At 71.4% G+C, this 13385-nt stretch carries 14 protein-coding genes; all 14 read right to left on the bottom strand.

Going from position 1 to position 13385, the window contains the following annotated elements:
- Nucleotides 1-2 precede the first annotated feature (2 nt).
- The 14 genes from LUTJ29_RS0111210 to miaA all read right to left on the bottom strand — a co-directional run bounded on the left by LUTJ29_RS0111210 (nt 3) and on the right by miaA (nt 13368).
- Entirely contained in the window at nt 3-719 is a 717-nt protein-coding gene (locus LUTJ29_RS0111210; protein WP_027072595.1) for an OmpA family protein, read from the bottom strand.
- Between the two features lie 11 nt (nt 720-730).
- Nucleotides 731-2212, bottom strand: coding sequence for a MotA/TolQ/ExbB proton channel family protein (locus LUTJ29_RS0111205; protein ID WP_144774164.1), 1482 nt, complete (start codon nt 2210-2212; stop codon nt 731-733).
- Nucleotides 2213-2407: 195 nt separating this feature from the next.
- The gene (locus LUTJ29_RS0111200; protein WP_027072593.1) at nt 2408-2989 is read right to left on the bottom strand and encodes an HD domain-containing protein; all 582 of its coding nucleotides are present in this window, start codon (nt 2987-2989) and stop codon (nt 2408-2410) included.
- A 512-nt stretch (nt 2990-3501) separates the two neighbouring features.
- Nucleotides 3502-4158, bottom strand: coding sequence for a glycosyltransferase (locus LUTJ29_RS0111195; protein WP_027072592.1), 657 nt, complete (start codon nt 4156-4158; stop codon nt 3502-3504).
- Nucleotides 4155-4751: a class I SAM-dependent methyltransferase gene (locus LUTJ29_RS0111190; RefSeq protein ID WP_027072591.1), complete on the bottom strand. Its 597-nt coding sequence runs from the start codon at nt 4749-4751 to the stop codon at nt 4155-4157. Before LUTJ29_RS0111190 ends, LUTJ29_RS0111195 begins: the two co-directional genes overlap by 4 nt.
- Nucleotides 4748-5503: a PIG-L family deacetylase gene (locus LUTJ29_RS0111185; RefSeq protein ID WP_027072590.1), complete on the bottom strand. Its 756-nt coding sequence runs from the start codon at nt 5501-5503 to the stop codon at nt 4748-4750. Before LUTJ29_RS0111185 ends, LUTJ29_RS0111190 begins: the two co-directional genes overlap by 4 nt.
- Entirely contained in the window at nt 5491-6465 is a 975-nt protein-coding gene (locus LUTJ29_RS0111180) for an acyl-CoA dehydrogenase family protein (RefSeq protein ID WP_027072589.1), read from the bottom strand. The genes LUTJ29_RS0111185 and LUTJ29_RS0111180 overlap by 13 nt, the downstream gene beginning before the upstream one ends.
- A gap of 123 nt (nt 6466-6588) precedes the next feature.
- On the bottom strand, nt 6589-7881 hold the full coding sequence (locus tag LUTJ29_RS0111175) for an adenylosuccinate synthase (protein WP_027072588.1): 1293 nt from the start codon (nt 7879-7881) through the stop codon (nt 6589-6591).
- 190 nt (nt 7882-8071) lie between these two features.
- Complete coding sequence (locus LUTJ29_RS0111170; protein ID WP_027072587.1) at nt 8072-8257, bottom strand: DUF2065 family protein; 186 nt, start codon at nt 8255-8257, stop codon at nt 8072-8074.
- A gap of 97 nt (nt 8258-8354) precedes the next feature.
- On the bottom strand, nt 8355-9218 hold the full coding sequence (gene hflC / locus LUTJ29_RS0111165; RefSeq protein WP_027072586.1) for a protease modulator HflC: 864 nt from the start codon (nt 9216-9218) through the stop codon (nt 8355-8357).
- Nucleotides 9215-10345: an FtsH protease activity modulator HflK gene (gene hflK, locus LUTJ29_RS0111160; RefSeq protein WP_027072585.1), complete on the bottom strand. Its 1131-nt coding sequence runs from the start codon at nt 10343-10345 to the stop codon at nt 9215-9217. Before hflK ends, hflC begins: the two co-directional genes overlap by 4 nt.
- Before the next feature lie 138 nt (nt 10346-10483).
- Nucleotides 10484-11836 (bottom strand): ribosome rescue GTPase HflX, encoded by a 1353-nt coding sequence (gene hflX / locus LUTJ29_RS0111155; protein WP_027072584.1) that lies wholly within the window; start codon nt 11834-11836, stop codon nt 10484-10486.
- An 80-nt stretch (nt 11837-11916) separates the two neighbouring features.
- Nucleotides 11917-12192 (bottom strand): RNA chaperone Hfq, encoded by a 276-nt coding sequence (gene hfq / locus LUTJ29_RS0111150; RefSeq protein ID WP_027072583.1) that lies wholly within the window; start codon nt 12190-12192, stop codon nt 11917-11919.
- A 219-nt stretch (nt 12193-12411) separates the two neighbouring features.
- Entirely contained in the window at nt 12412-13368 is a 957-nt protein-coding gene (gene miaA / locus LUTJ29_RS0111145; RefSeq protein ID WP_027072582.1) for a tRNA (adenosine(37)-N6)-dimethylallyltransferase MiaA, read from the bottom strand.
- Nucleotides 13369-13385: the final 17 nt, after the last annotated feature.

Here is a 13385-nt window from a genome sequence, read left to right as displayed (position 1 = left end):
GCTCACCTGCCAGGCCGGTCGTTGATAATGCGCTTGATCTGCGTTTCGGAGTCGGTGACCACGCGGAACGCCACTCTTCGCGAGCGATAGACATCCTCGCTCCCGTCGGGCGCTATTACCGGACGGGCCGAGGAGAACCCCACGGCCGCAACTGCCGCCCGCATCCAACTGCGATCCTCATCCGAAGGTGTTACTTCATAGGCGTACCGAAGCACTTCATTGGCGCGCGCCTGCGATAGGCCCATGTTGTTGAAGTAGGCATTGTCCACGGAGACACCCCGCGCCCAGTCACTGCTCGTGTGACCCTCGATGCGAACCTCCTCGATCCGATCCCTGTACCGGAGAATCACGGCCATGTATCGAGGTACGAAATTGGAGAGCACGTCCCGGAACGGACGCCGGATGGTGGCTCTTCCGCTGTCGAAAAGCATCTCCGGATTCAGGAACCTGACCTCCAGCGTCTGCTCGTCGATCTCGGCCTGCCATCGGTCCAGGTCCTCTCCGAACTCCGCCAGCAGATCCCGGTGAAGACTCACTTGGGTATCGCGATACGCCATCGCGATCTCCTTGATACTGTCACGCTCGATTCGCACGAAGTGCATCATCGAGATGGCGATGAACAGGAATACGATCATCAGGCCTGACATCAGGTCCGACACACTGAGCCAGTGGTCGGAGTCCGTCTCTCCGACGGGATTGTCGCCGATGATCTGGGACATGTCGGCACGCATCACGACGCCACCCTGGCCAGCTCGGAAAGACGCTGCACAAGCGACGCATAGTCATTGGTGAACCCATCCGAGATCTGTGCAAGCGACCGTCCGAAACGATTGAACACCCGTTCCAGCTCCTGCGCCACGGCCCGATCCAGAGCCTCCAGCTGCGTGTTGACCGCCTCACCGGTCCTGTCGACCGCAGCGACAACCTGCTGCTCGACGCCCGTCAGGACGCGAGTCGTCTCTCTCCGGATGAGCTCGGCCATTTCTTCAGTGCAGGCGGTAATTTGCTCATGCACATCCTGCGAGGCCTTCTCCAGGGAGCGCACCATCTCCCTGGCCGTTGCCGACATCTCGCTAACGGACTCCGCCAGTTCCTTTCCGATCCGCTCGGCCTCGTTCGAGACTGCATTGGCCATTTCGTTCATGGCGACCGTGCTGCGCTCGACATGCGTCGCGAACTGCTCCGAACGATCTGTCAGCGCGGTCGACATATCCGAAGCAGCCTCGTCCAGCGACTCGACCATGTTCGCGATCTGCGCACGAATCTCCGGCACGGCGGACACGGCCTCATTCCGCATGGCGACAAATGCCTCGAGGTGGCGCTGAAGTTCGCGGATCTGATGCTGATTGACTTCGATGACCTCTCGCAGCTCGTCCATCGAGGCAGGAATGCGTGCGCAGTCTTCCTTGATCTGTCCGATCGCACCGCCTGTCGTCTGGAGAGCCTCGACCCCCAGCGCGAACTGCTGCCCCATCTGCTCAACCTGAACGGCGTATTGTTGCTGCCACACGACGAGCTTCTTGACCGACTCATCCAGCGCCTTGAAGTTCTCTCCGAACTGCTCGGTCAGATTCCGGTTGAAGTCGGAAATGACCTGCTGGAGGGCCTCGATCACGACCTTGGTGGCGGATTCCGACAGCATCTTGGCGAAGTCCTCCATCTGCCGGAACAACTTCTCCTGGAACTGCTGACGCTCCGATCTCGCCCGATTGGCGTGGTCACCGAGGTCAGCGCGAACCATCTTGAGCTGACCGACCACCGAGCCTTCCTCCGAGGCGGAGAGCGACTGTGCGATGGCCGACAGGCTCTCGCCCTGCCTGTCCAGCGCGGCAAGAATATGGGCTGGGGTAACCTCGTCCGGAGCACTGGCAGCCTCTCGCTCCGGTGCGAACTTCCAGGCGTCCACCGCCTTGAACAGGATTGCAAACGTCATTCCAACCAGACTGGTCAGGAATGCCGTCTTCATGCCCTCGAGCAAGGGGCCGATACTTCCGTCGATGTCGTTGACATCGAATTCGAGCAGGCCGATGACGATGCCGAGGAACGTTCCGAGGATGCCCAGGGACGTCATGACGCTCGGGGCATGGACCAGGAACCTGGAATGCCTCCGCTTGGACGCCTGGAACACCGCGACTGCGAAAACGCCGATCACGAGCAGAATGAAGACGTCGGTCGCAGTCTGGGCAGACAGACTGCGGATCAGCTCTTCCATGAGAGCACCCATAGGAACACCTCCCCGATAGTTGGCGGAGAGGACCAAGCAAAACCTGTGCCACGACGTCGGGCAGGGCCTGTCAGGGATCCGTCAGCCAGTCTGACGCTGCCCGTCACGTTCTGCCGTTAGGCCTTGTCATCTGTCACCGCAGTCGGACGGGCACCGGACTGGAATCAGCAGGTTCCGCTCCGATCAGAGCCCAGCACCTCTCGGCCGCAATGCCACCAGGTGCTCGAACAGGTTTTCCAATGCCTGATGCGTTCCCTTCAACTGGGTAACCACCTCAGCCGCCCACTCGAAGTACTCCCGCCGCCGGTACGCCGGCCAATCGGCCGGCGGGAACTCGATGAGGTCCCGCAGGTTCGCGATCTTGTCGGCAAGCTTGACCAGGCGGGCGCCGTGGGGTGCGTGGCGGGCGTGTTCCACCTGCAGGCGCTTGCGCTCGGCCTTGGGCAGGGTCTTGTCGTCGGTGACGGCCTCGACGTAGGCAAGCACGGCCTCGCCGAAGCGGTCGCGCAGCTGGCGGCGGCCCTCCTCGGGGCTGGGCTGGCCGTCGCGGCCGCAGCAGTCCTCGAGGTAGTCGTGCAGGGCGGCGGCGCACAGGACGTCGGGGTCGTCGATGCCGGCCTCGACGGCGAGGATGCGCACCAGGGCGACCGGGTGGTTGATGTAGGGCGTGGCGTCGGCGTCCTTGCGGCGCTGGGCGCGGTGGGCGTGGGCGGCGAAGGCGATCGCGTCCACTACGCGCGCGAGTGGCTGGATGTCGTGGCTCATGCGGTTTTCCCCTGTGGATGCCGGAATGTTGCCCCGGCCGCGTCGCAAAAGCTGGGACGGCCGGCCCTGGTCTCGCGGTCCTTGGGACGTCGGCGCCAGCTTCCCTCCCGCATCCATCCCCTCGGCGACACCCCGGACCGCCTCGGGAACGCCTTCGACAGCGCGGCCATGTCCGCCAACCCCGACACCGGCGCCACGGCCGTGGCCGCCCTGCCCCTGCGCAGGCGCGCGGCGGCGCGGCCCAGGCGCCTGTGCAGGACCTGGTCGGCGGAGGTGGTGCGACTACTGCGTGGAAGGCGAAGGTGCTGCGCGACATGCCGGCCTCTTGCGCCGGTCGCCCCAGCGGCCAGCGTTCGGCCGGGCCCGCGTGCACGCCGGACAGGGCGCGGGCCAGTCGCGGGTGCGAAAGGCCGGCAGCGCCCTTCTCCCCGACGGGCCAAACGCCCCGCCCCTCCCCCGCCAGCCGGGGAGGAAGTGGAGGACGCTGCGGGGAGGGGGCGAATGCCCGGGGATCAGGCCGCCGCTTCGAGCGACAGCAGGTAGTCGCCGAAGCCGTGGCGGGCGCGGGCGTCGCGTCGGGCGCTGGTGGTGACGGCCGGCTGGGCGTGGCGGGCGACGGCGAAGCCGGCGCGGTCGAGGGCGTCGCGCAGGGCGCGATCCTCGTGGGCCGGCAGCGGCGGGAAGCCGCCGACCGCGCGATAGGCGTGCGCGGCCACGCCGAGGTTGGCGCCGTGCACGTGCGGGTGGCCGTCGACGTGGTGTTCGCCGGCGTGGAAGGCGTCGCGCACGCGCAGGGCGAAGTCGAGCCAGTCGGTGACGCGCACGGTGCCGAAGAACGCGTCGGCGCCGCAGGCGAGCTGCGCGGCGAGCCAGTCGGGCGGCACCTGGCTGTCGGCATCGGTGGAGGCAAGCCAGCGCGCGCCTTGCTCCAGCAGCAGCGCCGCCGCGGCGGCGCGCGCCCGGCCGACGCAGCGCGCGTCCAGCGACACGGTGCGCACGCCCATCGCGGCGCAGATGTCGGCGGTGCCGTCGCTGCACGCGTCGAGCGCGACCACCACCTGCACCGGCTCGCCGCGCAACCCTGGCGCGCGAGCGGCGACCAGGATCGAACGCAGGCAGCCGGCGATCAGCGCCTGCTCGTCGTGCGCAGGCACCAGCACGCCGATCACCGCAGGCCCTCGCGCTGGCCCACCGAGGTGGCGTCGCCGCTCCAGCAGTCGAGCAGGAAGTCGCCGTCGCGGTAGTGGGCGATACGGTGCAGGCCGGGGATCGCGGCCAGGCGCGCGTGCACGCCCACGGTGTCGCTCCGACGCGCGTCGAAGCCGTGGCGCCAGTGGCAGGCGAGCAGCACGCCGTTGCGTTCGAGCGATGTCTCGATCCGGTTGGCGAAAGCCTTGAGCGCCGTGTCGTCGAGGTAGTAGCCCATCTCTCCGACCACGACCAGGTCGAACCGGCCGTCGGGCCATTCGCGCGGATGTTCCATGCAGCGCAGTTCGACATGGCGCAGGCCGGTGCAGCGCTCGCGCGCCACGGCCACCGCGCGGGGGTTGAGGTCGGTGCCGAGCAGGGCCCGGCAGCGCCCGGCCAGCTCGCGGGTCAGTTCGCCGTTGGCGCAGCCGATTTCCCAGCCGCGTTCGAACAGCGGTCGCGGCAGCGTGGCCAGCAGCAGGTCGCGCTTGCGGGCTTCGTACCAGCGGCTGCGGTAGCCGAACGGATCGTCCCCGCCCTGCCACAGCTGCTCGAAGTAGCGCGCCAGGCTCACGTGAGATAGACCTCGAACGGGCGCTCGAAGCGCTCGACGACATGCGGCGGCAGCACGGGGCTGGCGACCCCGGGGACGCCGAGGCCGAGCTGCGAGGCGAAGCAGGCGATCGCGCGCTGCTTGCGCGCGATCGTGGCGTGGGGCAGCGGCATGCGCACCGCTTCGAACGGCGCCTGGCGCGCGTCGGCCTGCAGCCAGTGCCAGGCCCAGACCGGGTAGCGCAGCAGGCGCGCGTCGCTGCCGGCGACCGCGGCGATCGCGGCGTGGCCGACGGCGTCGTGGTCGGGATGCCCGTCCTGCTCCCAGGGCGCGAGCACCAGGTCGCCGGGGCGCAACATCGATCGCAGCGTCGCTTCAAGCGCTTCGCGGTGGCCGTCGACGTCGCCGTCGGGCAGTCCGAGGCGGTGCACCTGCGCGCGCACGCCGAGGGCGGCGAGCGCGTGCGCCACCTCGCTGCTGCGGACCGCACGCAGGCGCTCGGGTGTCCAGCGCGCGTTACCGGGGTAGCAGGCCTCGCCGTCGGTCACCGAGACGAGATGGACGTCCAGCCCCATCGCGCCGGCCGCGCGCAGCAGTCCGCCGCAGGCAAGCGTTTCGTCGTCGGGGTGCGGCGACACCAGCACCACCCGCTGCCAGCCCAGCAGCAGTTCCGCCGGCGTGCGCTCGTCGAGCGCGGCCAGCCAGCGCGAGCGGCGCCAGTCGGCCTCGCGCCGGCCCAGCCCGACGATGCGCGGCAGCGCTACAACGCCCATCGCGAAGGCGCCTCCCGCATGGCCGCTTCGCGGCCGAGCGCGGCCCAGTCGCGGTCGGCGTGGCTCTGGCGCACGAAGACCGAAAGATCGGCGCAGCGCTGCGCATGCTCGCGGTCCAGGCACAGTGGCCCGGGCCCCATGGTGCGGGCGGCGGCATCGAGCACGTCGTGGCCGGCGCGCTCGACCACCGAACGCAGGCGCACCACTTCGCGCAGGTGCGGCTCGCCGGGGTCGGCGTCGATGCGCGCGGCCAGTTCGCGCAGCAGCGCGGCTGCGGCACCGAGCGCCATGTCCACGCGCCCGAGCGCGGCCGCCAGGTGCGGATCGCGCTCGACCCGCGCGGGATCGGCCATGCGCTGCGCGATCGCGATCGCCGCGCCCAGCCAGCACGCGGCCACGCCGGCGCCGCCATGCCAGAAGCCGGGTCGCGCGAGGTATGCACCGGGCGCGCCGATGCGCCGGCACGGCACCGATTCAAAATCGACCGGTCCGCTTTCGATGGCGGACATGCCCACCGCGTCCCAGCCCGAGGGCGGCACGCGCACCCCGGGCTGGCGCAGGTCGACCAGCACCAGCTGGCGCTGCTCGCCCTCCCGGACGGCGAGCAGGGCGGCATCGACGAAGCGCGCGCCCGAGCACCAGGGCTTGCGCCCGGTCAGGCGCGGCCCGCCCGGGCCTTCGCGCAGCGTGACCGTGGACTCGGGGCCTTCCGCGGCCCAGACCGCCAGCAGGGTGCCGGGCGGCGGCGGCCCGGCATCGAGTTCGGCCAGGATCGCCAGCGCGTCGTGGTGCGCCTCCAGGACCTTGGCCAGGGCCAGGTCCTCGGCCCCGATCGCCGCCAGCGCCCGCCAGCGCCCGAGCGTGTCGCCGCGTCCTGGAAGCGGCAGCCCCTGGCCCAGCCGGGCACGCGAACGCGCTTCGAGCGTCTCGGTCGGTCTGGATGCGGGTGCTGGGCTGGCCACCGGGGAAGTGGACCAGCGGGCCCGTTGTGGCCGCGTGAGCCGGGGACGCGGCCGCGTGGCCCGGCGGACGGCGCTCAGTCGCGGTTCAAGCCGGGCGGGCGGCGACGCCCGCCCGCGTTCCGGTCAGGCGAACGGATCCTGCAGGACGATGGTGTGGTCGCGGTCCGGGCCGGTGCTGACGATCGCCAGCGGGCAGCCGGCCAGTTCCTCCAGCGCGCGCAGGTAGGCGCGGGCCGCGGGCGGCAGGTGGTCCCACTCCGTGATGCCGTGGGTGTTCTCCTCCCAGCCCGGGAACTCGAGGTAGACCGGGGTGATCTCCTCCCAGCCGGCGGCGTCGAGCGGCGCATACTCGGTGCGCTTGCCGCGGTACTCGTACGCGATGCACACCTTGAGCTTGTCCATGCCGTCGAGCACGTCGAGCTTGGTGATGCACAGGCCGGTGATGCCGTTGATCGCCACCGCGCGCTTGAGCGCGACGATGTCCATCCAGCCGCAGCGGCGCGGCCGGCCGGTGGAGGCGCCGTACTCGGCGCCGCGGTCGCGCAGGCCCTGGCCGATCTCGTCGTCGAGTTCGGTCGGGAACGGGCCGCCGCCCACGCGGGTGGCGTAGGCCTTGGCGATGCCGAGCACGTAGTCGATCGCATCCGCGCCCACGCCGGTGCCGGCGAGCGCGCCGCCGACCGTGGTGTTGGAGCTGGTGACGTAGGGATAGGTGCCATGGTCGATGTCGAGCAGCGCGCCCTGCGCGCCCTCGAACAGCACCCGCTTGCCCGCCTTGCGCAGCTCGTGCAGCAGGCCGGCGACGTCGTACTTCATCGGCTCGATGTACTCGCCGAAGGCCAGCGCCTCGTCGAGCGTGGCCTGGTAGTCGACCGCCTCGACGCCCAGGTACTTGGTGAGCACGAAGTTGTGGTAGTCGAGCGCGGCGCGCAGCTTCTCCGCCAGCTGCTCCGGATAGTGCAGGTCGGCGATGCGGATGCCGCGGCGCGCCACCTTGTCCTCGTAGGCCGGGCCGATGCCGCGGCCGGTGGTGCCGATCGCCTTGCCGCCGGCGGCCTTCTCGCGCGCCTGGTCGAGGGCGATGTGGTACGGCATGATCAGCGGCGTGGCCGGGCTGATCTTCAGCCGCGAGCGCACCTCGACGCCGTTGGACTCGAGCTCGTCGATCTCCTTGCGCAGCGCGGCCGGGCTCAGCACCACGCCGTTGCCGATCATGCACAGCGCGTCCGGGCGCAGGATGCCGGACGGGATCAGGTGCAGCACGGTCTTGTGGCCGCCGATGACCAGGGTGTGGCCGGCGTTGTGGCCTCCCTGGAAGCGCGCCACCGCACCCACCTCCTCGGTGAGCAGGTCGACGATCTTGCCCTTGCCCTCGTCGCCCCACTGGGCACCCAACACGACGACCGACTGTCCCATTTCCGCAAGACTCCTGTAGAAGCGACCCCGGGCCGCGACCACTTCGAGTGGATCTCACCAGGCCCGGCGACGCCGGTCCGGCACCGCTGGGCGCAAGCATGGAAAAAGCCGGGGGACCGTCTCGCGTGGATCGGGCCCCTCCGGCTTTTGCGCATTATCCGGGTTTCCCGGCCCCGGGGCCAGTGCCGCGTCAGTGGCGCACGAAATACAGCGCTACGAGCCCGAGGGCAAGCACCACGCCCCCGATCCGGCGGACCTGGGCGTCGGACAGGGCCAGCATCTGCTCGGCGGCCCGTTTCCAGCCGCCGGGGGCGACGAACAGCATCAGGCCTTCGAGGACGGCGACGAGGCAGAGGGCGGCCCAGAGGTCTTTCACGGGTCGGGTCCTGGTTGGCGGAGCAGATGGGCGCCGTGGACGGCGCCGGCGGCGCCGTCCCGGCCGGCCTCCCCGGCCGGGGAGGCGGAGGCGCGCGTCAGCGGTCGCTGCGCATGTACTGCAGGAACGGGTCGTTGCGCTCGAGCACGATCACCGACTCGCCATTCTCGAACGCGTTGCGGTACGCCTCGAGGCTGCGCTGGAACGCGTAGAACGCCGGGTCGCGCTGGGCGGCCTCGCCGTAGATGCGGGTGGCCTCGGCATCGCCCTCGCCGCGCAGCCGCTGCGCGTCGCGCTCGGCCTCGGCCAGCAGCACGGTGCGCTCGCGGTCGGCCTGGGCGCGGATGATCCGCGCCTGCTCCTCGCCCTCGGCGCGCAGGCGCGAGGCGACCTGGCGGCGTTCGGCGCGCATGCGGTCGTAGACCTGCGAGATCACGTCGCTGTCGGTGGGCAGGTCGATCTGCTTGAGGCGGATGTCGATCACCCGCATGCCCAGCGTCGCGGCGGCCTTGTTGATGCCCTCGAGCTGGTTGGCGATGATCTCGGCGCGCTCGCCCGACACCAGCTGCTGCAGGGTGCGGGCGTTGATCTCGTTGCGCATCGAGTCCTTGATGATCGGCGCCAGACGGTCGTTGGCGATGTCCATGTTGCCGCCGGTGGCGCGGTAGAAGTCGGCCACGTCGCTGATCACGCCGATCGCCACGAAGTCCACGCTCACGTCCTTGCGCTCGGAAGTGAGGTAGCGCTCGGGCGAGAAGTCCGAGGCGTAGAAGCGGCGGTCGAACACCCGCGCGGTCTCCACCAGCGGGATCTTGAAGTGCAGGCCCGGCTCGAGGTTGGTGCGGGCCACGCGGCCGAGGTTGAGCACCAGCGCGGTCTGGCCCTCGCGCACCACGAAGACCGAGCCGAGCAGCAGCAGCGCCGCCACCAGGACGGCGGGGATGGCGAGGTTCAGTCTCATCGGCTACCTCCTTCGGCGCGCGCGCCGCGGGTCGGGCGCGGCAGGGCGGCGTCGGGCGTCGCGCCGGACTGCGGCACGATCACTTCCTGCGGCAGCACCGGCGGCTGGCTGTCGTCGCGGCGGCTGCCGGACTGCCCGGCGGGCTGGGTCATCGGCACGTAGATCAGCTGGCGTCCGTCGCCGCCGACCACCTTGCGGTTCTCGGCCAGCACCTGCTCGACCGTCTCCAGCCACAGGCGGCGGCGGGTGACGTCGGGCGCCTGGCGGTAGGCGTCGAGCAGCATCGTGAAGCGCTGCGCGTCACCGGTGGCGCGGGCCACGACCGCGGTCTTGTAGCCCTCGGCGGTGGTGCGCAGGCGCTGCGAGTCGCCTCGCGCCTCCGGCACCACGCGCGCGGCGTAGGCACGGGCCTCGTTGACCAGGCGCTCGTTCATCTGCTGGGCGCTGTTGACCTCGTCGAAGGCCGGCTTGACCTCCTCCGGCGGGCGCGCGTCCTGCAGGTTGAGTTCGGTGACCACCAGGCCGGTGCGGTAGGCGTCGAGCGAGGCCTGCAGCGCGGTCGAGGCGGCGACCGACAGCGGCCCGCGCGCGTTGAGCGCGGTGTCCAGGTCGGCGCGGCCGATCTGCTCGCGCACCGCGCTCTGCGACACCTGCTCGAGCACGCGGATCGCGTTCTGGGTGCCGAACAGGAACAGCTCGGGGTCGCTGACGCGGTACTGCACGTTGAACGAGACGATGACGATGTTCTCGTCGCGGGTCAGCACCGGCAGGGTGTTGGTGAAGGTGCGCACGCTGGTGGCGTCGACCTTCTCCACCGTCTCGATCGGCCACGGCAGCTTGAAGTTGGGGCCGGGCTGCATCACCCGGGCCACCTCGCCGAAGCGCAGCACCACGCCACGCTGCTGCTCGCCGACCAGGACGAAGCAGTTGAAGACCAGCCACACCACGAGCAGGATCGCGATCCAGCGCAGCGGGCTGCCGCCGCCGTCGCCGCCGAAGACCCCGCGCAGGCGGTCGCCGAAGTCGCCGAGGCCGTTGCTGCCGCGGCGCCGCCTGGGGGGCCAGGGATTGCGGCCCTGGTTGCCGGGGCGCTCGTCGTTGTTCTTGCCGGGGATGTTCCAGGCCATGCCTGCTCCAGTCGGGATGGGCGCGCCGCCGGACTGGCCCGGCGGTGCGTCTGCCCCGTCGCGGCGCGGTGGCCCGGCCACGGGGCGCCTTCTGGCGCGGCCGTGGCCCGTGGTTCCGCGGGCGGCGGGACGGCTAGTTTACAGGGAGTCCGCGGCCACCTCCGGCAGCAGCGGACGCAGCGCCGCCCCGCCGGGCAGCGTGGCCAGGCGTGCGGCGTCGGCCTCGGACAGGTCCACGCGCAGCTTCCAGCCGTGCTCGTCGTGGGATTCGTCGCGCACCGCGTCGAGCGCGTGCAGGCGCGCGCGCAGGCGGCCGGCATCCGGCGGCAGGGCCAGTTCGCCCACCACGCGGCCCCTGGCCAGGCGCTCGCCGAGGGCGTCGCGCAGCAGGTCGAGGCCAAGGCCGTCGCGCGCCGAGATCCAGACCCGCTCGCGGGCCAGGGCCACGGTGCCGCCGGGGACGGCCCCGGCGCCTGCCTCGGCGGCCAGGGGCTCGGGCAGGTCGCGGCGCGCCTGCGCGCCCTCGATCCGGTCGATCTTGTTGAACACCAGCAGCTGCGGGATGTCGCCCGCGCCGATCTCGGCCAGCACCGCGTCCACCTGCTGGATGCGCTCCTCGCGCAGCGGGTCGGCGGCGTCGATCACGTGCAGCAGCAGGTCGGCCTCGCGCGCCTCGCTCAGGGTCGAGCGGAACGCCGCCACGAGTTCATGCGGCAGGTCGCGCACGAAACCGACGGTATCGGCCAGCACCAGCGGCCGGCCCTGCAGGACCACCCGGCGCACGGTGGGGTCGAGGGTGGCGAACAGCTGGTCGGCGGCGTAGGCGCCGGCACCGGTCAGGGCGTTGAACAGGGTGGACTTGCCGGCGTTGGTGTAGCCGACCAGGGCCACCCGCGGCAGTTCGCTGCGGACCCGCGCGCGCCGCATCTGGCCGCGCTGCACTTCGACCTTCTCCAACCGCTTCTGCAGCATGTCCATGCGCTTCTGCAGCAGCCGGCGGTCGGTCTCGAGCTGGGTCTCGCCGGGACCGCGCAGGCCGATCGAACCACCGCGCTGGCGCTCCAGGTGGGTCCAGCCGCGCACCAGGCGGGTGGCCATGTGCTTGAGCTGGGCCAGTTCGACCTGCAGCTTGCCTTCGTGGCTGCGGGCGCGCTGGGCGAAGATGTCGAGGATCAGGCCGGTGCGGTCGACCACGCGCCGCTCCAGCGCCTTTTCCAGGTTGCGTTCCTGGCCGGGAGTGAGCGGGTGGTTGACCAGCACCAGGTCGGCGCCGGTCGCCTCGCACACCGCCCGGATCTCCTCGAGCTTGCCGCTGCCAACCAGGGTCGCCGGGTTGGGCCGGTCGATGCGCGCGGTGACGACGCCGGCCACGGTCGCGCCGGCCGAGCGCGCCAGCTCGGAGAACTCCTCGAGTTCGGCATCGTCGGGGGCGCCCCCGGCATGGGGCTGGATCAGCAGCGCGTGCTCGCCCTTGCGGGAGCGTTCGAACAGTTGGGTCGGCATCGGGGCTCGGCGGTTGGCTCAGTCACCGGACATGGAGGCCGCCGGCCCCGACTTCAACCGCGGGCGCCTCAGGCGGTCTCGGCCGGCGACTCCCCGTTCTCGCCGGAAGCCTGGACGACGCCGCCGCCCGGCCCCACGCGCACGTTGCGCGCCGGCACCACGGTGGAGATGGCGTGCTTGTAGACCATCTGGCTCACGGTATTGCGCAGCAGGACCACGAACTGGTCGAAGGACTCGATCACCCCCTGCAGCTTGATGCCGTTGACGAGGTAGATCGACACCGGCACGCGTTCGCGCCGCAGCGCGTTCAGGAAAGGATCCTGCAAGGATTGCCCCTTGGACATGGTGTTTCCCCAGCTTGGTTATTGTTGTGGGCTGCCGGCGCACGGTCGCGGGTTCCCGGCAGCGCCGCCCGACCCGCAACATCCCCCGCGGCGGCAGCATCCCCGATGGTACACAACCGGGGTTTCGGCGGGCGGCCGGGTTCACAAAACCCGCATACGGCGCGGCACGGGGCGCCGCGGGCGCGGATGGACCGGGCGGCGCGTGCGCCGGCGCGGGGTTCAGCCGCGGCCCAGGAAGCGGCCCACCGCGTCGTCCAGCGCCGCCCGCTGCCGCTCCGGGTCGAACCACAGTGCGTCGAGTTCGCCGCGCAGCCAGGTGAGCTGGCGCTTGGCCAGCTGGCGGGTGGCGGCGATGGCGCGTTCGCGGAACTGCGCCGCATCGGTGGCGCCGTCGAGGTGCTCCCAGGCCTGGCGGTAGCCGACCGCGCGGATCGCCGGCAGGTCGAGCGGCGCCGGGTGGCCGCGCAGTTCCGGCAGGGCCCGCAGCGCGCGCACCTCGTCGAGGAACCCGGCCGCGAGCATGGCGTCGAAGCGCGCGGCGATGCGCGCGTGCAGGCGCGCGCGGTCGTCCGGCGCGACCACCAGCTTGAGCACCCGCACCGGCAGCCGCGGCGCGGGGGCGGCCTCGCGCTGCCACTCGCTGATCGGACGCCCGCTGAGCCGGTACACCTCCAGCGCACGCTGGATGCGCTGCGGGTCGCCGGGCTTGATCCGCGCGGCGGCGACCGGATCGACCGCGGCCAGCTCCCGGTGCATGTCCGCCCAGCCGCGTCCGGCGGCCTCGCGCGCGATCGCGGCGCGGGTCGGCGGGTCGGCCTCGGGCATCGGCGAGAGTCCGCGCAGCAGCGCCTGGAAGTACAGCCCGGTGCCGCCGGCGAGCACCGGCAGGCGGCCGCGGGCGACGATGTCTTCGATCGCGGCGCGCGCGTCGCGGGCGAACTCCGCGGCCGAATAGGCCTGCCAGGGCTGGCGCAGGTCGAGCAGGTGGTGCGGCACGCGGGCGCGCTCGGCGGCGTCGGGCTTGGCCGCGCCGATGTCCAGGCCGCGATAGACCAGCGCCGAATCGACGCTGACGATCTCGCCCCCATGGCGCCCGGCCCACTCCAGCGCGAGCGCGGTCTTGCCCGAGGCGGTGGGTCCCATCAGGGCGATGGCGGGCGGGCGGAGGGCGGGCATGCCGGCATTATCCCCGG

It is taken from the genome of Luteimonas sp. J29 (assembly GCF_000472505.1).
Lineage (GTDB): Bacteria > Pseudomonadota > Gammaproteobacteria > Xanthomonadales > Xanthomonadaceae > Luteimonas.
Note: the sequence above shows the minus strand (reverse complement) of the source record. Positions and strands in the feature narration are given on the sequence as shown.

Bases quoted from the DNA above. Each gene is read 5' to 3' on its own strand.
- LUTJ29_RS0111210 (WP_027072595.1), bottom strand. From the start codon at position 719: ATGTCCCAGATCATCGGCGACAATCCCGTCGGAGAGACGGACTCCGAC.
- LUTJ29_RS0111205 (WP_144774164.1), bottom strand. From the start codon at position 2,212: ATGGAAGAGCTGATCCGCAGTCTGTCTGCCCAGACTGCGACCGACGTC.
- LUTJ29_RS0111200 (WP_027072593.1), bottom strand. From the start codon at position 2,989: ATGAGCCACGACATCCAGCCACTCGCGCGCGTAGTGGACGCGATCGCC.
- LUTJ29_RS0111185 (WP_027072590.1), bottom strand. From the start codon at position 5,503: ATGGGCGTTGTAGCGCTGCCGCGCATCGTCGGGCTGGGCCGGCGCGAG.
- LUTJ29_RS0111175 (WP_027072588.1), bottom strand. From the start codon at position 7,881: ATGGGACAGTCGGTCGTCGTGTTGGGTGCCCAGTGGGGCGACGAGGGC.
- hflC (WP_027072586.1), bottom strand. From the start codon at position 9,218: ATGAGACTGAACCTCGCCATCCCCGCCGTCCTGGTGGCGGCGCTGCTG.
- hflK (WP_027072585.1), bottom strand. From the start codon at position 10,345: ATGGCCTGGAACATCCCCGGCAAGAACAACGACGAGCGCCCCGGCAAC.
- hfq (WP_027072583.1), bottom strand. From the start codon at position 12,192: ATGTCCAAGGGGCAATCCTTGCAGGATCCTTTCCTGAACGCGCTGCGG.
- miaA (WP_027072582.1), bottom strand. From the start codon at position 13,368: ATGCCCGCCCTCCGCCCGCCCGCCATCGCCCTGATGGGACCCACCGCC.